Raw genomic sequence first — 21,980 nt, 5'->3', positions numbered from 1 at the left:
AGGCTCCTGTCTAGGGACGAGATTCAAGTATTGATTTGGCTCATCTTCCCTCTACAATAGCAATTTCTTCTTCTGTTAATCCATAGAGTTTATAAACGGTCGCATCTATGAGTTGATCACATCTGATTAACTGGTTTTTGAGGGGTAATAGGGTGTTTAAACTGTTTTGATATTCCTTTTTTAAAGTTTGTTGTTCTTTTCGGTTAACCGGATCGATTTTAATTTTCTTTTTGTTTTTATTTAACACAGAAATTAATTCATCAAAGCTGATATGGGGTTCGTTTTTGTAGTAGTCTCCTAAATAATTCTGAATTTTAGATTTATTGGTTAAACTGTCAATTGGGCAACCGAGAAAGCATTCTAACCATTGCAAAAAACTTTGGATTTCGGCTTGTTTTTGTTTATTGAGTTCAATCATTTGTTCGGCTAAATAGGCTAATAAATCGTGAATTATATCGGCTTCTTCGGGTTGTTGGTTCAGGTGATCATCAATTTGGGATAAAATGGGTTCGGAGTTGCCATTGGTTTGATATTGGTTATAAAGTGCGATCACATTTTCTAGGGATTTTTGGCGGCGATCTGTTGGAGTTGTGAACGTGAATTTTGGAATCGGTAAAGCAGCAATTTCTGATGTACTGACATGATTATTGGTGCTAGTTAACCTAAATCTCCATTCCAGCAGACGAGAATTGAGCAATGCGAGTAATGCTAAAGAGAAATTATGATTTTCAACCAAAAAATAGGAAACGCTATCAAAACAATAGCAAGGAGTTGGCAAAGGTGCAAAAATTAGACGTTTCCAACTATCAAGAGCAGCATTTCTCTGGTAGCCAATTCGGGGTTGAAGGGTATGAGCAGTTCGCTCTCCTCCAATTTGCTGATAATATTCAGTGACATTCAGATATTTTGCCATACCCTGTTTAGGTTCAGGGATAAATTCATATCGCTGTACATTTCCTCCTCTTAATATTCGAGAGCCACTATTCAGATTTGTACTGATTAAATGATCCATTGTCGTTTCATTGATTTCTCCTTGATAAGTTAGGAAAATATTGTTAATTTTTTGGATTTTATTGGGAGAATTAAATCGTTTTAATACGTTAACTTCTTGATTAGATGAAAGTAGAGGAATAGGCAAATTATCATCATCTAATGCCTCAATTTCAGTTAGACTACAAGAAAAATTTCCTGAAATTTCTTCCAGAAGATTACCAGGATGGACTGTAACTTCAATAGGTTTGTTACTTACAGATCTATTTAGAATAATAATACAAGTGGGGAGTTTTGCTTCCTTAAAAATTCTTAGATTTGGATCGTCTTTCTGAGGAAAAGCATTAACCTGACAAATTTTATTTTCTTGTAACAAAAATTTTCTGAGAGAAATAGCTTGTTGGTCTGCTAAAAGAGACATTGGAATAATCAGACCAACAAATCCAACTGGAGAGATCAAATAATCTGATCGACAAATAAATAATCTAAATAAATCTAGTTTTCCTCCGAGACTAGGAGCAAAAACTGGATTAGATTTTAGGTAATTAATGAAATAGCCTAGATTTTCTTTTCTCTCTTTCTCTGCTAAAATATCATAAGGTGGATTTCCTACCACTGCATCAAACCCTGAATTTTCTTTCCAATTAGCATTTTCTAAATCAATAAATACTTCTGGAAATTCCAAATCCCAATGGAAAAACCGTTTTTCATCACTGAGTTTTTGCGCTTCTTCATAAATGGCTGCATCTGCTTTGTTCATCTGATTGGGATTAGCTGTAATTGCATGAGTACCAAATCTCTCTAAAAAATTCTGAGCTTGTTTAATTCCAAAAAACTGAGAAACATAAATATCTAATAACCGTTTATAAGGTTTTGCAGCTTGATCAAAAGACCGAAATAACTTTTCACTTTGTTCAACTTCAGCAAAGGTCGCATCACTCAAAACACTCACACCCCGCATAATTTCTGCTGCTTTTAATAATTCCACAAATGGCCCTGTTAGTAAACTTAACTGTCCGGTTTCATTGGCTGCCATTTTTGCTTCTGCTTCCCTCGCAGTTATCCCAATTAATGAATTTCCACAACGTAAATGATGGTCTAAAAAACTTAGAGGCGCACCTATTGTAAAGGAATGTAGCCATAAACTAACCTTGGCTAATTCTACCGCCATCGGGTTTAAATCCACCCCATAAATACAACGTTTCATCACCACCCGTTGTAATAATTGAGTGGGTTCTAGTCTATCGGGATTAATGGTAATTCCCTGTTGTTCTAAATTACTTAAAATGCTTTGACGGGTTTGATCGAGCATTTCTAAAACTGGATTTTGTTCGGGATATTGGGATAAAATATGAATAAGTTCATCCGTTAAATAATCCACTGCTTCAACTAAAAAGTGACCGCTTCCCATTGCTGGATCAAAAATTTTTATATCGAGTAAAGTGGTTTGTGCGTCTCGCTGTAAGCGTTTTAAATCCTTTTTTAATCCGTTTAAACTTTGCTGTCCTAACCGTTGATCTTGTAATTGATTTTGCAGTTGCTGAATTTGCGTCATCAGTTCAGCAAATCGTTGTGATCGCTGTTCTAAAATAGGTTTTAAAGTATGACTAACAATGTATTTAACGATATAATCAGGGGTGTAATAAGAGCCCGTTGCTTTGCGATCGCCTTTATCATTTTCTAAATAAATATTTCCTGTCAGCGCGTCTTTAATAATCACTCGATATTCTAATAACCCTTCATAAATTGACCCCAACTGTCGCACGCCTAAAAAACTATAATCAATGGGTTGTCCTTCAAATCGCGCTAATAAGTCTAAAACAGGAGCTAATACTGCATCAGATAGTTTAAATTGAGATAAGAAATAATTAGCAGAATAGTCTAATTGATCTTCAGTTTGACTAAAATTAAAATGAAATAAACCTCCATTATATCGAGGAACTTCTAAGCCGCGATCGCCTCGATCAAAAATTTTAAATAAATTTAATAATTTATCATACATTCCGGTTGAAGTTTGGCTTAACTTCTTCTGACGATCAAGATTTTCAGCGACTTCTTGTGTTAATTGAATCAAGCTATAATCTCGATAATCGCCCTGAATTGGGAGGAGATTTCTGGCTTCCGCATAAAGCAAAAATAACAACTTATAAAGAAATGATAGAGTGGCTTCATAAACCTGTTCAGAGGTCACAGGTTGTCCCCGTTGAGTTGCATCTGCAACAAAACCTCCGGCTAAATTAGGAAATATTCGATCAAATACTAAGGCTTTTAACTCATTCCCCACTCGCGTTGAGTATGTGGTACTTCCTTCGCGTACTCGTTCTAAAAAATTACGTCCTTGGGGGTCTTTAACAAAGGCTTCCTGACGAAAAAATAACCAAAAATATTTGAATTGATCTAAATTTTCTGCTGATAAAAGCTCTAATAAATCGACTTGATAAAATTCCGTTGCTTTGGAAGAAGCTTGACGATAATAGAGTCGCCATTCTCGACCATTGGTTAAAATTCCCCAGTCTACTCCCGTCCCCATTAAATAGTTAGCAATCTGAAAGGATGGGTTAGTATTTTTATAAATATCCCGTTGATCGTTAGTCGAAACTTTACTGAGGGGACGTTGCCAATATTTAGCTTCTGCGATCGCAATTACCCTAGAATAAAACGCGGTTTCATCAGTTTGTAAAGGATAGGCTTGATCCCGTTCTATTTCATTGTTAAATAAAGCATAATCAGGACGTTCAGCACGACCTTTTGCCCGAATTGTGACTTGAGGAATATAACTCAATCCTAAAATTTCTAATATCGGTTGAATTAATAAATCCTCCGTTTGCGCTTCACTCAACGTCGGTAATAAATCTTGTTTGGACTGATAGAGATTTTTTAACTGCTTAAACCCCTCAGTCACATCAATTTGCCATTCTGGACAGTCCTGAAGGCGATGCTCTAAATAATGTTGAGAAAATAGAGGTTTATTAGTTTTTTGTCCCTCAGTCACAATATTACTCCCGATGCCATAATAGCCATGAGGGTTAAACTCTAGCAATATTCGTTATTTTTGTCAACTATTTCATGGAAATTTTCTGTTAATTATTAATATTTAATCGCTTAAGCTATATTGCATTTAAACTCTATATCTACGCAGTCCGAGGACACTGGCAATACAATGGTTTCATGATTACTTAATAACTCATTTAGATCCTTAAGAGCTTATTGGTCAGTTGGTTTATATTATTCAGAAGGATTAAAAATCTTAAGCAAGGCTATATAGAGGGGATTTTGATAGCTGCTGGGTCTACCCTCGAAGCGTTGTTAGGTTATCGTCCTCGATAGGGTCTAAAATCCTTGACTTGTTTCAGATATTCGATTAAACTATCTAATATTGTTTTTTTACAAAAAAATATTACTGTCAATATTCAGATTAAATCCAGGAAAAAAGATGGTTGAACCCTATACGAATTATGAATCTCCGTCTCCTAATGTTAATGAAATTGCCCAAGATTTTCGTCGTTTGGGTTGGTTTGGGTTTTGGGTGCAATCTATATTGGGCATAATTCCCATATTTCTATTGATTTTTGTTTTGTTTTTAAGACCTGCTTCTCCTTCTAATCCCCAAAATTCTGCCCTAGGTCTTGTTTTAGGATATGGATGTTTATTTGCTTTGATTTTTACTCTGTATTGGTGTTTCCGATATAGTCAAATTGGCAATCAATTAGAAGATCCCAACCAACGGCCTGCTAAAGCAGAGGTGATTCATGCTTTATGGTTAGGAATTACTGCTAATTTAATCGGAATGGCTTGTGTGATTTTAGTGGGGTTTTTAATGGTGGGAAGTTTATTATATCGGATGCTTACCTTACCTCCGGGTGGGTCTAAACTTCTCACTCCCCTTCCAGGAACAACGGTTTTAAATGCGGGTTCTATTATTACCCCTTTTAATTTAATTGCGATGCAAGCAATGGTGAATGCCATGGCCGCAGAATTGGCAGGAATTGCAGTCAGTTTGTGGTTGTTAAGTCGGGTGAGTTCCCATCAGCCTAAATAGGGAATAGGGAACAGGGAATTACGAATTACGAATTACGAATTACAAAGGGGGAATAGAAAATAAACTGATAACTGGTACAGACGCGCCATGGCACGTCTCTACTGATAACTGATAACTGATCTTCTATCAGCTTTTAAATTCTGCATGGCGATCTGGGATAATATTAGAGCCATAATGGCGGGTATAAACTTGGGTAAATTCTGCACCAAAAAATAGAATTTGTACAGAATAATAAATCCAAGTTAGAAAAATCACTAATGATCCTGCCGCCCCGTAGGTTGAGCTAAAACTACTACTTCCTAAATACATTCCAATCAAAGATTTACCTAATGTAAAAAATAAAGCCGTAATCATTGCCCCAATTAAAACATCATTCCAAGTAATCAAAACATCAGGTAAATATTTAAAAATCAAAGCAAATAATAAGGTAGTAACCGCAAAAGAAACGATTAAATTGAGCAATTGCCATAAACTATCTGCACCCGGTAAAAGTTCACTGGCATAGTGACTTAATCCTGTTAATACGGCACTAACCGTTAAAGAAACTAATAATAAAAATCCAATACTAATCACCGCAGCAAAAGATAATGCTCGTTTTCTAACAAAACTTCCCACTGCATTTGTGGGTTTAGCTGTAATATTCCAAATTGTATTTAAAGAATCTTGTAACTGAACAAAGACCCCTGACGCGCCAAAAATCAAAAAGCCAAGACTTACTAAGGATGCAAAAATTCCATTTCCTTCCCCCGGACGGTTGGTATTTTCTAATGCGGTTTGAATAACGGTTGCTCCGTCTTTCCCCACTAACCCTTGAATTTGTCCAACCAATTCTCCCCGTGCTGCTTCTTCCCCTAAGAAAAAACCCGCAATTGCGACAACAATAACCAATAAAGGAGCTAAAGAAAATACGGTGTAATAAGCTAAAGCTGCTGCCAATTGCGAGGCATTATCTTGACTCCATTCTTGATACGTTTCTTTGAGCAGTCGCCAAACCGTTCTCCAACTAACCACACAACCTCCTTTAGGCTTTAATCAATGATCTGTTGTCGGTTAATAGTCTCAAGTTAAGGGTTTATCCTGCTTCAGGAATTCATTGAGCCCCATCTCCAACTTCCAAAGCTAACCTTTTATCGTTATACTCCCAATTCTGACTAAGCTTCAATCTATCTTTTGAGAGAACATAACATCAAGTTTGATCTTTAAGCTAATTTAAAAATCGATGACAATTTTGAATAATTTCTATCCTAAGAGAGACGAAAAATAGGAGGAATTCGGTTTATTTTTCATTCTATAGGGGGATGTTCATTGAGTAAACCCTCAAATTAAGTCTGAGTTCAACATACATGGAATAACTTTTTATGGCTTTAATTCCCTCTATTCAAACCTGCCGATCTCCCAAGATATACTGTTCTGCACATAACTTAGAATGACACCATCTCTTATCCTCTCGGAAGCTTACCCCAATATCACCCCTGCCCCTGAGACCAGCAAGGATGTGACAATGATGGATGCTCCTGCGCCCGTTGTTTCCCAATCTCCTCAAGGGAAAACTGACCGAAAAGAACCGTTAACCCCCAAAATCTGGCAGTCTTCAAAAAGCTCGGACAAAACCAAGCGAAAGGGTAGAATTGCCTCAGAAGGGACGGAAACCCAAGGGATGAATTGGGATGGGGTGAATATTCTCGATCAAATTACGGACGGGTTTGTTATCTTAGATCAACAAGGCTATTGTCTCTACCTGAATCCGGCTGCAACTCGAATTCTACAACTGTCCCCTTCAACTTTAAAAGAGCAAATTCTTTGGGAAACCCTACCGTTTCTCGCGACTCCGTTACAACAGGCTATTACCCAACAACAAACCTTGAGTTGGGAAGCCTTCTATGAGACTCAACAAAATTGGTTAGAACTCAAAGCTTATCCCTGTGTAGAAGGATTAGCGGTTTATTTCCAAGAGATTACCCAACGCAAACAAACCGAGGAGATTCTACGATATAGTGAAGCTCGTTTTCGGCGGATATTTGAATGTAATGCGGTTGGTATTGGAGTGTGGACAAAATCGGGTGAAATTATAGAAGCCAATAATGCCCTTTTACATCTTTTGGGTTATACTCGGCGACAATTAGAAGCTGGTGAACTTAACTGGCGAACCTTAACCCCCCCAGAATATCAAGGGTTAGATGAAAAAGCTTTAGCCGAAATTCAAACATCCGGCTGTTGTCAACCGTTGGAAAAGGAATATGTACACCCATCAGGACGACGCATTCCTGTTTTAATTAGTGGTACAGCCTTTTCCGTAGAGTTAGATAGGGGGATTTTTTTTGTTTTGGATTTAACCCAACAGCGGCTTTCTGAGGCGAAATGGCATCTTACAGAAGAACGCCTACGAGTGGCGCTGAAAAATTCCCCCATTACTGTTTTTAGTCAAGATCAAGATTTGCGTTATACCTGGATCTACAATTGTCCTAAACAAAAATATCCTCCCGATGAAGACATTATTGGTTTATTAGAAACTGATTTGTTTGATCTTCATGATGCTGAAAAATTGACTCGGATAAAAGGTCGGGTTTTAAAGACAGGAATTGGAACCCGTGAAGAAGTTTGGGTAAGTCCACAAGGTCAAGACTTCTGTTTTGATTTAACCGTAGAACCCTTATTTAATGAACTCGAACAAGTGGTAGGTGTTACCTGTGCAGCTATCAATATTACAGACCGCAAACAGATTGAATTAGCTCTACATCGCAGCGAAACTTTATTGCAGGCGTTATTATCCAGTTCTCCGGTTGGTCTTGCCTTTTTGGATCATGATTTACGCTATGTGCACGCCAATGAAGCCTTAGCCATGATTCAGGGCTTACCCTTGAGTGAATTGATTGGACAACCTTTAGCGACGGTTTTACCCGAATGGGCGGCTCAAATTACACCGATCTTACGCCAGGTGATTGAGACGCAACAACCGTTATTAAATCAACCCTTAAATCTGGAAATTCCTCATGTTAAAACCTTTCAATATAGTTTAGTGAGTTATTATCCCGTAGGTTTACCCAATGGTGAGGTTTTGGGTGTGGGGATGACCGTAATGGATTTAACAGCCCGCAAACGGGCGGAACAGTTGGAACAAGTGTTAGCAGAAGCGAGTTCAGTCTTGGTTAGTTCCTTGAATTCGCGGACAACCTTAATGAATTTAGCGCAATTATTAGTTCCGACTCTAGGCGATTGTTGTTTCTTTGATGTGGCCGGAAGCGATGGCAGTTTACGACGGTTAGCGGTTTATCATCGTGATTCCAGCAAAAATCAACACTTGAGTCAACGTCAAAACTGGGTTCTGACTCTCCATGATCATCATCCCATTGCTCAAGTTTTAGCTCAGGGTCACTCTATATTATTGCCCCAGATTGATCCTGATTGGATCGAAACCATGACGACGGTTCCTGAACAAGTCGAATTTCTGCATATCGTCGCCCCTACCTCTTGGATATCTGTTCCGTTAATCGCCCGCGATCGCAAATTAGGGGCGGTAACGTTTTGTTTAACGGCCCAATCCCATCGTCATTATACCGATGCTGATTTGACTTTTGCTGAAGAATTAGCGTATCGGGCGGCTTTAGCTTTAGATAATATTCAACTGTATCAACAAGCTCAAGATGCGAATCGGATTAAAGATGAATTTCTGGCGGTTTTGTCCCATGAATTGCGATCGCCCTTGAATCCAATTTTAGGCTGGACAAAGTTACTGCGTTCACGAACCTTTGATTCCACTACCACCGACCGAGCATTAGATACCATTGAACGCAATGCCAAATTACAAGCCCAACTGATTGAGGATTTATTAGATATTTCTCGAATTTTACGGGGGAAAATGGTGCTGAATGTAGGTACAGTTTCCCTCAGCGAAACAGTAGAAGCTGCCTTAGATACGGTACGATTAGCCGCAGAAGCGAAAAATATTACCCTGGAAACAGTATTTTCTTCCCATATTGGTTTAGTCTGGGGAGACGGAGGACGATTACAACAAGTCATCTGGAATCTGCTCTCCAATGCGGTGAAATTCACACCCGACGGCGGACGGATACAAGTGCGTTTACAGCAAATTGAACATCAAGTCGAAATCCAAGTTGAAGATAATGGACGGGGAATTAATCGTCATTTTTTACCCTTAGTTTTTGATTGTTTTCGTCAGGAAGATAGCAGTACCACTCGTCAATTTGGCGGTTTAGGTTTAGGATTAGCCATTGTCCGTCATTTGTGTGAACTTCATGGCGGAACGGTCAGCGTCGAAAGTCCAGGGGAAGGATTAGGGACAACCTTTACGGTGCGTTTACCCCTGATGGAAAATTGTTGTGAATGCTGTGCTAGGGTTGAGGAAACACAAGCAACGGTTAATTTAGAGGGAATGCGAATTTTAGTGGTAGATGATGATGAGGATATGCGAGACTTGATTCAGGTCATCTTAGAACCTCTAGGAGCTAAACTCTTAACAACATCTTCTGCCAGGGAAGCTCTACAAGTTTGGGAGGATTTTCAACCTCTGATGCTGATTTGTGATATTGGAATGCCCGGTATGGATGGTTATATGTTAATGCACAAGATTCGCCAACGTCCTTTAGAAGTTGGGGGACAAATTCCGGCGATCGCATTAACCGCTTATGCGGGAGAATTTAATCAACGTCGGGCGTTAGCGGCAGGATTTCAGCAGCATCTTTCTAAACCCGTTGATCCTGAACACTTAGTCAAAGCCATCTCCCAATTGTTAACTTAGTTGATAATTGGCGGTTGACGGTTGACTGTCAAGTATGGAGTCTTAGCGATGTCACAACCGCTTATTTCTGCAATTATTTGTACCCACAATCGAGAACAATATTTAGGGTTAGCGATTGATAGTTTGCTGCAACAGGATTTCCCGGAATTTGAAGTGATTGTGGTGGATAATGCTTCCACGGATGGAACCCGTCAAGTGGTGGAAGCTCGTCTTCCCCATGCCAAATTGCGATATATTTATGAACCGATTACAGGTTTATCGGTCGCCCGGAATACGGGGGCAAAAATTGCTCAAAGTCCGATTCTTGCTTATTTAGATGACGATGCTATTGCCACACCTCAATGGTTAAGGGTGTTATATTCAGCTTATGAAAATCATCCGAAACTCGCCATTGCTGGGGGCAAGGTTACTTTGATTTGGCCAGAAGGAATTACTTCCCCACTCTGGTTATCGGATAATTTAGCGGGAAATTTGGGTGTCTATAATTTAGGGGAGCAGTGGGTGGACATTAAAAATCCGGGTTTGACACCCAGAGGGTTAAATTACTCCATCCGTCGCAGTTTCTTAGAAAAAATTGGCGGTTTTGATATTAATTTAGGCCGGGTGGGAAAACGATTGTTATCCAATGAAGAATTACAGATGACTGAACTCGCACTCCAAGACGGTTGGCAAGTTGCCTATATTCCTGAAGCCTTAGTCGCCCATCATGTTGCACCGGAACGGGTGAACCGATCTTGGTTTATGGAACGGGGATGGTGGCAAGGCATTAGCGAATGTTATCGCGAACAATTAGCGGGACGAGACGGCATGATCCAACTGGGACGCGGAGGAGAACGCATTCTGCGAGGATTGTACAAAACTATTAAATATTTTGGCAATCCTGCCTTACGATTTGATAATTTCGTGTATGCTTACGGTCAAATCGGCTATCTTAGTGCTGCCCTTTCCGGTTTAGTTCGTTCTACGTCTCAACGAGGGAATAACCCGCAATAACTCCTATTTGGAATGGTGAATTTATACCTCGTAGAAATCCTTTGATTTATTGTTAAGTTTAACCATGACTTCTAACTTATCTAAACTTCCTGTTTCTGTGTTAATTCCGGCTCGAAATGAACAAGCCAATTTACCTGCTTGTTTAGCGAGTGTTGCTAGAGCCGATGAGATTTTTGTTGTCGATTCCCAAAGTAGCGATCGCAGTGTGGAAATTGCTGAAAGTTATGGAGCCAAAGTTGTTCAATTCTATTTTAAAGGCGGATGGCCGAAGAAGAAAAATTGGTCGTTAGAAAATTTACCGTTTAGAAATGAATGGGTTTTAATTGTTGATTGTGATGAACGGATTACGCCTGAATCTTGGGATGAAATTGCTGAAGTGATTAAAAACCGAGAATATACGGGATATTATATTAATCGTCGGGTGTTCTTTTTAGGCACTTGGATTCGTCACGGCGGCAAATATCCTGACTGGAATTTACGTTTATTTCAACATAAATTGGGACGCTATGAAAACTTACAAACGGAAGATGTTCCCAATACTGGAGATAATGAAGTTCACGAGCACGTTGTTATGTCTTCAGGGAAAGTGGGATATCTTAAAGAGGATATGCTGCATGAAGATTTCCGAGATTTATTCCACTGGATTGAACGCCATAACCGTTATTCTAATTGGGAAGCAAGAGTTTATTATAATCTCTTAACGGGTGCTGATGATAGTAAAACTATTGGAGCCAGTCTCTTTGGTGATTCGGTTAAACGCAAGCGATTTTTAAAGAAAATTTGGGTGAGATTACCCTTGAAACCTCTGTTGCGGTTTATTTTATTCTATTTTATCCAATTGGGATTCTTAGATGGCAAAGCGGGATACATCTATGGCAGACTGTTAAGCCAATACGAATATCAAATTGGGGTTAAATTATTTGAATTGCGTAAGTTTGGCGGACAATTAAACGTTACTCCAAAACCCTCTCAATCCTCTGTTGAACCTTCTGTAACTACCCATTAATTTCATTCGTAGGGGTGGGTTATCCCCGCCCAAACTCAGTTTTTAAACGGATGACTACACTAACTTTTGAAGGTTTGAAGCATGGAAAAAACAACATTTGTAGATTTAAGGAAATATGACCAGTCGGATTTTGATCGGGGAAAACCCGGTTGGTTTGTGTTATTCTGGTGGCTAGTTCAAGGCGTGATATTTCCCTTAACACTACATCCCTTGAATGGAATTCGCTGTCAAATTTTACGATTATTTGGAGCTAAAATTGGTCAAGGGGTGATTATTCGTCCAACAGCCCGATTTACCTATCCTTGGAAAGTCACCATTGGAGATTATAGTTGGATTGGAGATGATGTTGTCTTTTATAGTTTAGATCAAATTACCATCGGCGAACATTGCGTCATCTCTCAAAAAAGTTATTTATGTACCGGAAGTCATGATATTAAAACACCGGACTTTAAATTAAAAACGGCTCCGATTGTCATTGAAGATGGAGCTTGGGTGGCTACGGATTGCTTTATCGGCCCTGGGGTTGAAATTGGAGTCAATGTTGTAATTGGGGCGCGCAGTAGTGTCTTTAAAAATATGCCTTCGGGCCAAGTTTGTATGGGTTCGCCTTGTCGTCCCTGTTATTCCAGACCCATGAGTTAATCCTGATTCTGCATCAACTTTACAGAGGGGTCGGAGGCAGAGCCTCCGACGGGGGATTCCAATACAGCGTATTGGAACAAGGGAATAAAGGATGGGAAAAGGGAATGATAGTATTATAAATGCAAATTGCTATTTATGCAAGCCATCTTTGAGGAATTCAGTTCCGTTTCGTTTCTGAATCACGTTCTAAGGCAAATTGGATTAATTGATGGACTAATTCAGGAAAGGGAACACCCGTAGTCGCCCAAAGTTGGGGATACATACTGGTGGCTGTAAAACCGGGAAGCGTATTAATTTCATTGATGAGAATTTCTCCAGTTTCTTCCACATAGAAAAAGTCAACTCGTCCTAATCCAGAAGCATCAATCGCTAAAAAGGCTTGAATCGCCATCTCTTGAATTTTCTGGGTGATTTCATCGCTAACTTTTGCGGGAATAAATAAATCTGCTTTTCCTTCGGTGTATTTAGTTTCATAATCATAAAAATCGCTATTAAACGTAATTTCTCCCACAACAGAAGCTTTAGGATAATCAGTTCCTAATACCGCACATTCTAATTCTCTCGCGACCACTCCCGCTTCTACAATAATCCGCCGATCATAACTAGCTGCATTATCTAAAGCGGTTTCTAATTCTTGACGATTTCTAACTTTAGAAATTCCTACCGATGATCCTAAATTAGCAGGTTTCACAAAACAAGGATAACCTAATTCAGCTTCTAATTGATCACATAATTTCGGAAAAATACAAGGGTTAGAATAAATTTGCGATCGCATCACCAACTGATATTTAACTTGGGGTAAACCCGCTTGAGAAAATGCCATTTTCATCGCAATTTTATCCATTCCCATTGCTGAACCTAAAACCCCAGACCCGACAAAAGGAACCTGCATTAAGGTTAATAATCCTTGAATGGTTCCATCTTCTCCATTAGGCCCATGTAAAATCGGAAACCAAACATCAATTTCTGATAAATTAATCGTCTGAGGAATGCGATCACCCGGTCGAGCTTCATCGCTGATCAATAGAGGTTTTCCAGACTCTAAAACCTGTTGAGCGATTTCCCGATCTTTCCAAACCCCATCTTTTTGAATATATACGGGTAGCACTTGATATCGATTTGCATTCTCATCGGTTGTTAAGGCTTTTGCGATCGCTCTAGCGGAACTAATGGAAACTTCATGTTCGCCGGAACACCCACCAAATAGTAATCCTACCCGTAATTTAGTCATATTACTCAAAACGCAGTTTCAAATTTCTCGAATACTATAGCAGGGATGAGGGGACAAGGGGACAAGGGGACAGCNATGAGGGGATGAGGGGATGAGGGAGAATCAATGATTTCTTCCCTATTCCAAGAATGCAAGAGTGCCATTGCCCATTCCCTATTGTCCATTGCCTATTCCCTATTCCCCATTCCCTATCACTTTTTGAATTTTGGGTAATTTTAAACCTTGAACAGTTCCTTGAGGTTGCATTAAAGGAAGAAACGTCTCAACGTTTTCAGCACCAGCGTTTTGTAATGCTTTTAAAAGTTGGCTGGTTTCATCGATGAATTGTTCAACATTAATTCCACTATAATCAGGATAATAATAGTTTAAGCGTCCCAGTCCTTCCCCCATTAAAATAACAGCCCCTTTCCAATTTTTTTGGCTTAAATGGTAGAGTCCGACGGCAATTTGTAAAACGCCTTGATAAAATTTCTTTTCCGGTTCTGAGGCTTCCATCCATAACGCTTCTAAGGTGTCATGACAAGTATAAAATTCTTGTTGGTTAAATTCTTCAACACCTTGCCAAAACGCCAGGGGAATTTCTTCTGTCATGGATTTTAATTTTTAACCTCAAATCAGAATAATAAAAATGATGGATTAACGATTAATTACCCTAATTTTTAACACCAAACCCGACACCAATAGTCAATAATTATACCATCGTAGCGCGAACTTTTTCAATTTCTTCTAGGGAAATTGCTTGCTGATCTCCTGCAAAATCATTATCATCAGTTAGGAATAGCATACAATGACATTCTTTACGTTCTCGCATAGGAACACAGGGACAATTCCAAAATGTGCTTTTGACCTCAGCTTCTTTATCTTCATAATGACGACAAGGACAAAGAGGTGCGCCTAACTCATCTTTATGTTTTGCTAACCCTTCAATAACAACAGCAGTAACGGAGGGTTCAGCACAAAAATAAGTTCCCGTGCGTCTAGCATACTGTTCCGAGAACTGTTTCATTGCGATTAAGCTTTTTTGGCTGGCTAATTTATCGTTAGTTTCTGGGGTCATGGATCAGCGTGTAATTTTATAACAATATTATTTTTAATTGTACCGCAATGGATGTCAATCAGGCAAACTAGGAGTCTCTGTGGAACAGGCATCTTGCCTGTTCAGAAAATGGACATTCAATTAAAATTGAGAATTATTACCTAAAGATTGGATAATTTTAATGAAGATTGAAGTTGAGATTGTAGAGAAAGATCAAGCTTAATTTCTAATCCTAAATGGGATAATTTTTGTATTTGATCGTGAGTTTGGCTGGTTAATTGAGAATCAGACGGCCAAAGTAACCATCGACTTCCCAAAGGTAAGGTTCTTAAGGAAGCTGGATTTTGAGTTAACCAAATAATCGGATAATTTGGAGGTTCTTTAACAAATACATCTTCCCCAGGATTAACATCTGCTAAGGTATGAAGAACGACTCGATTTCCGTAAACTAATCCGGTTTTTGCTGTCCATAACTGAACATTTAATTGACTGTGACAGGCATAAAAATATAAGGATGCAGCAGCAATTACAGCTTGTTCAAAATCATCGGGTTGCCAGAAAAAAGAACTATCTAATGCAATAATAATTTCCTGACCTCCGTGGGAGGTTTCTAATTCTCGAACTCGTAATTCGCCATATCGCGCACTAGAACGCCAATGAATTAAACGAGTGGGATCACCATAACGATAGGGTCTTAAGGTGCGGGTAACACCTTCAGTTGCCATTTGAAACTGACGATGTTCATAAATATTGGGATTATACTCTTTTCCGATTTCATCGATTAACGGACAGGTGGTTAACGGTAAAACTAACGGATAAACAATGGCACTTGCAGGAACTTTTCGTTCTCGACTACACCAAAATAATCCTAATGGTGTTGCGGTTCTTAATTTAACTCCCATCCAATGATAAATCCCCCGTTTTTGGGTAGGAATATAAGTTACCCATTGATAAGATTTATGGGCAGGTAAAAGCTCGATTACGGTTGCCGATTGTCCTAAATTCGGAGGTAATAAATCCTGAACTTGAATCAGAGTTTTAGCTTGATTGCTGGCATTTTTAATCGTTAATTCTAGGGTTAAATCGTCTCCAACACTAACGGGATTAATGATTTCTCGTTGAACTTGTAGAGAAATAAGAGAACGTTGGGGTAAAATTGCAGCAATGGCTAATAAAGCAAAACTAATACCACTAATAACATAAAGCCATCCTGCCATGGTATTTGTAGCTGCACCAAAGAAAAAGATGGATAATGCCATGAGTAATCCCCCTGCATAAGCTGGGGCGACCCAATGGGATTCTAACCAGTGTTGTAGGCGAAATCGATGGTTTTTCATGAATTCAAAACCTTGGGGATTGGAAAGATTGTAGCAGGTTTCTGTGTATTGTATCTTTATATGAATATTCAATTTATTGATAAAGTTGTCATTTGAGAGGAGAATTAGTACATCAGAAGTTCGATGGAAATCCCCGAATAAAGGTTATTAATACCTCAACGTCCTTGATCCGAGGAAAGGAAAAGGTCAAAAAATGTTTACAAAGACTACAAGTAAGAAATATATTGCCTATAATTCAATTAATCTTAAATTGCGTTGAAGTCAGCTAAACAACCCTAAGCTTATGACGAACTCCGCCTCCCCCAAACCTCTGCCCAAAATGCCTCCACCCCCTAGTGCTGTTTCAGTGGAGTCTTCCTCGGTTTCTATAGCCTCGGCTTCCTCGATTAAACTGATGGTGAAAGATGCTTATAGCAAAAAAGCCTCAGATATTCATATTCGAGTCGGACATACCCCTCGATTTAGGGTTCAAGGACAAATGGCAAGGGCAAAGGATCATGTTAAAGTCACGCCTGAACTATTTGAACAGTATTTAGATGAAATTCTCACTCCCCATCAACGCAAACAGTTTGCGGAAACAAAAGAATTAGACACAGCCATATTTTATCCAGGGTTAGTGCGGTGTCGGGTGAATTGTTTTGATTCCCTGACTGGAGGGGCGATGGTTCTGCGTCTGATTCATTTGCAGATTCCCTCCATTGATGAGTTAGCATTACCACCCGTTCTCAAAAATATTATTAATTCTCCCCAAGGCTTAATTTTAGTCACAGGGCCAACGGGTTCTGGGAAATCGACCACGTTAGCAGCAATGATTCGTCACCTAAACGAAAGTGCGAAAAAGCATATTGTTACTATTGAAGACCCGATTGAATTTGTTCACCCCTCGAAGATGTGTTTAATTAGCCAACGGGAAGTGGGGTTACATACCTTAGAATTTCATAACGCCTTACGGGCAGTTCTGCGGGAAGATCCTGATGTGATTTTGATTGGGGAAATGCGCGATCGCACAACGGTTAATACAGCGTTACAAGCATCACAAACGGGTCACTTAGTATTAGGAACTCTGCACACCCGTAACGCTTTAAACGCGGTTAATCGTCTATTAAACCTATTTAACATTGATGAACAACCCGCCGTGCGAATTCAAATTTGTGATTCTTTAGTGGCGGTGATTGCTCAATTATTAGTTCCTACTGTTGATAATAAACGCACGGCGGTTCACGATATTTTAGTTAATACTCCAGCGATGCGAGATTATCTATTGAAAGGTGATGACGAAAGTGCCTTACAGTTAATGGAATCAGATACTTACGAAGGAATGCAACTGATTAACCAAGCGCTATTTGAACAGGTGGTTGCTGCACGGATCACAATGGAAGAAGCCGAAAAAGCTTCTCCCGATGCTACCGATTTAGACCGTCGCTTCCGTACTGCCGGGATCGACTCATCGGGTATGGCCCGCCAATTCAGAGAAGGTAAATCGCCGTTTAGTGCTTAAAAGTGTTGACGGTTGGGTGCAATGTACAAAGTGCGGAGTGCGNCTGATTATCGGTTGACGGATTTTCCAGATATAGAAAAATGGTGGGAAATCATTTTCTGTGTGTATTTAATGATTAGTTTAAACTCCGAAGTTTTCCGGTCTTTAAGTCAAGGCAGTCCCAGAGAATTTGAGAGCAAAAAAACACTACAGATTGCTCAAATCACCAACAATGGAATCATAAAGAGGGATGGAAAAATGTTTTAAATAATCTGCGTTTAATAATTCAGCCTACTATTATATTGTGGTTGATTGTCCCGTAGCTAGATATTTTTCCCGACCGCCATTTATTAGTAGATTTTCATAAATTAATTGAGAATATTAATCAATTTCAATCTTATTTTCTGAATGGATAACTCTACTTTTTATTACTTGTTGATTTCGGAGATTGACAGAAGAGGGTTAGAAAAAGCTGTTGATTATTTGAAACAACAGGGTGTGGATATTCCTGAAGAATATTTGCAGCATTTATCGCCGTTGGGTTGGGAGCATATTAATCTTACGGGTGATTATGTTTGGAATTTAAAGCAGGCAAGCGGTTTTGACAACTTACGCCCTTTGCGGGTGAAAGAAAATAGGTATCGTTGAAATGCTTGAGGAATAAAGGTTTCAACCTTAGCGTACAATTTTCCCGTTTTGGCACGGTGATGCCTAAAGCTTCGGAAGTTCACCGAAAAATTGGAATAGGTTTCTATTTTTTAGAATTAGTGGAAAATTTGCCCCCTATCTGCGGAATGTGGGCTTCAAGGTCAACAGATTAAAAGGAAGGGAATTCAAAACTATATAGGTCGTCTGAAAGAAGAAAGGCGATCGCTACGCCGTCACAGCAGTTTTTGGATGGGGTTATACGGCACATCTTGGGTAATAGGAATGGAGTTTTTTCAAGAAATTGTCAATGAATTAATGCTGATCAGACGTAACAAGTTGCCTTTTTTCAGAGGGGGTTAAGGGCTATGTCCTTGATTTTATCAACCTTTTAACAGGGTTGTCACCCCGTCAGCAAATCTTTACAATTGATCTATTGCAATTTCATCAATTTTTATTTATAAGTAGGTAGGCTCTATAAAACACCACTATGTAAAGAGAGGATCGAGAATTAAATATTGTTTACTTTAATCTATTTAGGAGAATATCGTTTGTTTAAAAAACACTAAAACCCATTTACATAACTAAATATTATGATAACAATGAAAACCTCTTCTGTCTTTGATACATCTATTGGAATACGGCAATATGATGATTTATCTCAGTTGATAAATTCTCAATACGTAGAATCTTGTGTCCCCTCATTTTTAGCCCTTTTAAGTACAGTTCTCTATAAACACACATACAATGAAGTTTTTCGTGTGCCTGTTTACTCATATACCAACTTACATACCAATAGTAATGTAGAAGAGCTATCTAAAGATTTTATCAAGAAAAGTTTTGTATTTGACTCAAATATAAACTATACGTTAGATGAACTATCAAAATCAATTAAGTGTACACTAGAAAGTTCTTCTGCTGAAAAAATAACCACCAATGATGATAGTGTAAACGTTCTTGTGCTTTTATCTGAGGAAATGCTTTCTCAGCAAATAATAGATGATGCCAAAGCATTGCGGCAAATGACTAAAGTTGAATTTGTCTGTATCATAACTAATAGTAAACAATTAGTCGAAATTTCTTTTTTAAATACTGATTCCAGTCGTTATCAATTGATCCCAGAACATTTATATAACCTGGCAAATAATATTGAAAAAAATCCTACTCATTGTATTCATTCTTTTAATATTTTAAGCCCTGATGAAATTAAGCAACAGTTAATACTTGCTCAAGGTGAAAAAGTTAAAATTTCTGATAAACCAATTTACAAAAATATAGAATTCTTTGCAGCCACAACGCCTAATACTTTGGCAGTAAGTGCTGGTCAGAAAAACCTTACTTATGGTCAGTTGAATTGTGAAGCGAATCAACTAGCTCATTTTTTTCTACAATTTCCTATTGCTATAGGGGATAAAATTGTCGCATTTCTGCCACGATCAACAGATATTATCAACGCTATCTTCGCAATTCATAAAGTAGGGGCTGTTTATGTTCCTATTGATCCAACTTTTCCTAAAGAAAGAATATTGGCAATTTTGCAAGAAGTCAAACCTCAATTAATTTTGACTTGCTCGGAAGGGGAGGAAGTTCTGGAAAATATTGATATTCCTAAATTCAACCTAGAATATTCTGCTGAAATTCTCAATGCTTTTCCGGTAAATAATCCAGAAATAAAAGTTAATTTAGATCATGAATCTCATATCTTTTTTACATCAGGTACAACCGGTAAACCGAAAGGTGTGGTTGCTACCCAGGGAAATTTAGTACAGTACCTTTCTTCTGCTCGCAACAAATACAAATTTTCTAGTAATGATCGGTTTATATCAACAGCTAGATTTACTTTTAGTATCAGTTTGTTTAAAATTTTAACTCCCCTATATGTTGGAGGATCACTGAGAATAGTTGATCGGGATATAGTTCTCAATTTATCTCAGTTATGTAAAGAATTACAAGGGATTACAGTATTTCATTTTGGACCTAGTTTATTAAAACAGTTACTTCCCTATATTGAAGAAAATTTTGGAGATTTTAGTGCATTTAATAATATCAGGCACGTTTCCTCTGGTGGTGATATGGTTCCGCCAGAAGTTTTAGAGAAATTGAAGAAAATTTTTATTAATGCCGAAGTATATGTAATTTACGGTTCTAGCGAAATTAGTTGTATGGGCTGCACTTATCAAGTATCTAGGGATATGGTTTTGCAAAAAACCAAAGTTGGTAAACCGCATCAAAATATGTCTGTGAGAATTTTTGATAAGTATGGCAATATGGTACCGATGGGAACGCCAGGTAAACTATATTTTGCAGGAGATGGATTAGTAAAAGGCTATTTAAACCTAGAGAAGTTGACGGCTGAAAAATTTATTCAAATTGATGGTGAACGGTTTTATTCTATTGGTGATATTGGACGTTTTGATAGTGAAGGAAATATTGAATTATTGGGACGAGATGATTTTCAAGTACAAATTCGGGGTATGCGGGTAGAGTTGCCAGAAATTGAATATTACTTGAAACGTTTTCCAGAGATTGCTGATTGTGTAGTTGTTGGCAGAGTTATGGAAGAAAATAGCGATATATCTCTCATAGCATATTTAGTTTTAAAGATCAACTCTAATATAACCGCCATCAAAATCCGAGAGCATTTGTATAAATTTCTGCCTGACTACATGATACCAACTATTTTTGTTAAATTGGATAGACTTCCTACTAATCACAATGCTAAATTAGATAGAAGTCAACTACCTGCACCAAATATTAATAACATCTTAGTTAGTTCAACTTTTGAAACATCTACTGATGATATAGAATCTGTATTGATTGCATACTGGGAAAAAATGTTTAAGATTGAAGGAATAGGAGTTAATCATGATTTTTTTGAACTGGGTGGAGATTCTTTGCTGGCTGTGCAATTTCTCATAGAAGTTCAAAAGCGGTATGATAAATTTATACCGATTGCTGTTATACTTGAACGATCAACAATTAAAGATATAGCAGCTATTATTAGAGGCGATATTATAGTGCCGGAAATGGGAAATTTGACAATATTAAAACAGGGAGATGTTTTATTACCCCCTTTATTTTGTTTATATGGTGTGTTGTTGTATAAAGATCTTGCTGGCAGTTTGGATATTGAGAATATTGTTTGTAGTGTGTACCTGCAAGAAGAAATTGATGTTATTCAAAAGGGAGTAAATTCACAGGAGTTTCAAGATTTTCCTAATGTGAAACGTATTACTCAACTTTATTTAAATTCAATTCAAAAATACCAGCAACAAGGACCATATTTTCTGTGTGGAGAATCTTTTGGGGGGATTATTGCATTAGAAGTTGCACGAGAGTTAATTAAGCAAGGTGAGGAAGTTAAACTGGTTGCCATGCTGGATACTCATGTACCTGGTTTTGCAGATCGTCTAAGCACTTGGCGAAAAGCAATGATTCATTTGATGAATGAGGGCATGGGTTCTTTCTCTGCGAAGGTATGGAGTAAATTGATAAATAAAGACTATATGGTGAGACAAGAAGGAAAACTAACTACTAAAACTGATTCAGATGATGAATTTGCTGATGTTAGAGAATATTTTCGCAAAAAAGCTATTGATACTTATGTTATAGAGCCTTACGACGATCCTGTCATATTATTTCGAGCAACACAGCGCTCAGATTTTGAACCCAAGCAAATTGATTTGGGATGGGGAGAATATATTAAGCAATTGACGGTGATTAATATAGAGGGTGATCATTTAGGCATATTGACTAAAGGATATGTAGATAGTTTAGCTACAGAATTGAGCAAATATATGACGTTATAAATTTGTAACAGATAGCAAA

14 protein-coding genes and 2 pseudogenes are annotated in these 21,980 nt (G+C 38.2%); 10 read left to right on the top strand and 6 right to left on the bottom strand.

The window, feature by feature from the left end; translation table 11 throughout:
* Positions 1-40: 40 nt before the first annotated feature.
* Positions 41-4,030, bottom strand: a complete 3,990-nt coding sequence (locus tag PL9214_RS28600) for an Eco57I restriction-modification methylase domain-containing protein (RefSeq protein WP_245824390.1) — start codon at positions 4,028-4,030, stop codon at positions 41-43.
* Between the two features lie 393 nt (positions 4,031-4,423).
* Between PL9214_RS28600 and PL9214_RS28595 the strand changes: the two genes are divergently transcribed.
* Positions 4,424-5,029 carry a DUF3611 family protein gene (locus tag PL9214_RS28595; RefSeq protein ID WP_072722698.1) on the top strand — a complete coding sequence of 202 codons (606 nt, stop codon included), beginning with the start codon at positions 4,424-4,426 and terminating at the stop codon, positions 5,027-5,029.
* A 126-nt stretch (positions 5,030-5,155) separates the two neighbouring features.
* On the opposite strand, the gene PL9214_RS28590 is transcribed toward PL9214_RS28595, so the two are convergent.
* Positions 5,156-6,040: a YihY/virulence factor BrkB family protein gene (locus PL9214_RS28590; RefSeq protein WP_072722697.1), complete on the bottom strand. Its 885-nt coding sequence runs from the start codon at positions 6,038-6,040 to the stop codon at positions 5,156-5,158.
* Positions 6,041-6,455: 415 nt separating this feature from the next.
* Here PL9214_RS28590 and PL9214_RS28585 point away from each other — a divergent pair, with 415 nt between their 5' ends.
* The 4 genes from PL9214_RS28585 to hpsU all read left to right on the top strand — a co-directional run bounded on the left by PL9214_RS28585 (position 6,456) and on the right by hpsU (position 12,426).
* Positions 6,456-9,785: a hybrid sensor histidine kinase/response regulator gene (locus PL9214_RS28585; protein ID WP_083580241.1), complete on the top strand. Its 3,330-nt coding sequence runs from the start codon at positions 6,456-6,458 to the stop codon at positions 9,783-9,785.
* Between the two features lie 48 nt (positions 9,786-9,833).
* Positions 9,834-10,778, top strand: coding sequence for a glycosyltransferase family 2 protein (locus PL9214_RS28580; RefSeq protein WP_083580240.1), 945 nt, complete (start codon positions 9,834-9,836; stop codon positions 10,776-10,778).
* Positions 10,779-10,842: 64 nt separating this feature from the next.
* On the top strand, positions 10,843-11,784 hold the full coding sequence (locus PL9214_RS28575; RefSeq protein WP_072722694.1) for a glycosyltransferase family 2 protein: 942 nt from the start codon (positions 10,843-10,845) through the stop codon (positions 11,782-11,784).
* A gap of 81 nt (positions 11,785-11,865) precedes the next feature.
* Positions 11,866-12,426, top strand: a complete 561-nt coding sequence (hpsU, locus tag PL9214_RS28570) for a hormogonium polysaccharide biosynthesis acetyltransferase HpsU (protein WP_072722693.1) — start codon at positions 11,866-11,868, stop codon at positions 12,424-12,426.
* Positions 12,427-12,583: 157 nt separating this feature from the next.
* Here the strand turns inward: hpsU and PL9214_RS28565 are convergent, their stop codons facing one another.
* From PL9214_RS28565 to PL9214_RS28550, 4 genes are all read right to left on the bottom strand, one after another.
* The gene (locus tag PL9214_RS28565; protein WP_072722692.1) at positions 12,584-13,657 is read right to left on the bottom strand and encodes a D-alanine--D-alanine ligase family protein; all 1,074 of its coding nucleotides are present in this window, start codon (positions 13,655-13,657) and stop codon (positions 12,584-12,586) included.
* 174 nt (positions 13,658-13,831) lie between these two features.
* On the bottom strand, positions 13,832-14,248 hold the full coding sequence (locus PL9214_RS28560; RefSeq protein ID WP_072722691.1) for a DUF309 domain-containing protein: 417 nt from the start codon (positions 14,246-14,248) through the stop codon (positions 13,832-13,834).
* A gap of 100 nt (positions 14,249-14,348) precedes the next feature.
* Positions 14,349-14,714, bottom strand: coding sequence for a ferredoxin-thioredoxin reductase catalytic domain-containing protein (locus PL9214_RS28555; RefSeq protein WP_072722690.1), 366 nt, complete (start codon positions 14,712-14,714; stop codon positions 14,349-14,351).
* A 140-nt stretch (positions 14,715-14,854) separates the two neighbouring features.
* Positions 14,855-16,030, bottom strand: a complete 1,176-nt coding sequence (locus tag PL9214_RS28550) for a DUF58 domain-containing protein (protein ID WP_072722689.1) — start codon at positions 16,028-16,030, stop codon at positions 14,855-14,857.
* Between the two features lie 283 nt (positions 16,031-16,313).
* On the opposite strand from PL9214_RS28550, the gene PL9214_RS28545 reads away from it, so the two are divergent.
* The 5 genes and pseudogenes from PL9214_RS28545 to PL9214_RS28530 all read left to right on the top strand — a co-directional run bounded on the left by PL9214_RS28545 (position 16,314) and on the right by PL9214_RS28530 (position 21,961).
* Complete coding sequence (locus PL9214_RS28545) at positions 16,314-17,528, top strand: type IV pilus twitching motility protein PilT (RefSeq protein WP_083580239.1); 1,215 nt, start codon at positions 16,314-16,316, stop codon at positions 17,526-17,528.
* 45 nt (positions 17,529-17,573) lie between these two features.
* A pseudogene (locus tag PL9214_RS33325) lies at positions 17,574-17,923 on the top strand (IS701 family transposase); the annotation flags it as partial.
* Entirely contained in the window at positions 17,916-18,155 is a 240-nt protein-coding gene (locus tag PL9214_RS32540) for a Tn3 family transposase (protein WP_437126738.1), read from the top strand. The pseudogene PL9214_RS33325 and the gene PL9214_RS32540, both read left to right, overlap by 8 nt.
* A 153-nt stretch (positions 18,156-18,308) precedes the next feature.
* Positions 18,309-18,435: pseudogene (locus PL9214_RS33320) on the top strand (IS4 family transposase); the annotation flags it as partial.
* A 319-nt stretch (positions 18,436-18,754) separates the two neighbouring features.
* The gene (locus PL9214_RS28530) at positions 18,755-21,961 is read left to right on the top strand and encodes a non-ribosomal peptide synthetase family protein (protein WP_072722687.1); all 3,207 of its coding nucleotides are present in this window, start codon (positions 18,755-18,757) and stop codon (positions 21,959-21,961) included.
* The last annotated feature ends 19 nt before the right edge of the window (positions 21,962-21,980 follow it).

The sequence above is a fragment of the Planktothrix tepida PCC 9214 genome (genome assembly GCF_900009145.1).
In the GTDB taxonomy this organism is placed as follows: Bacteria; Cyanobacteriota; Cyanobacteriia; order Cyanobacteriales; family Microcoleaceae; genus Planktothrix; species Planktothrix tepida.
The sequence above is the reverse complement of the archived record's forward strand: the minus strand, read 5'-3'. Positions and strand labels throughout refer to the sequence as shown.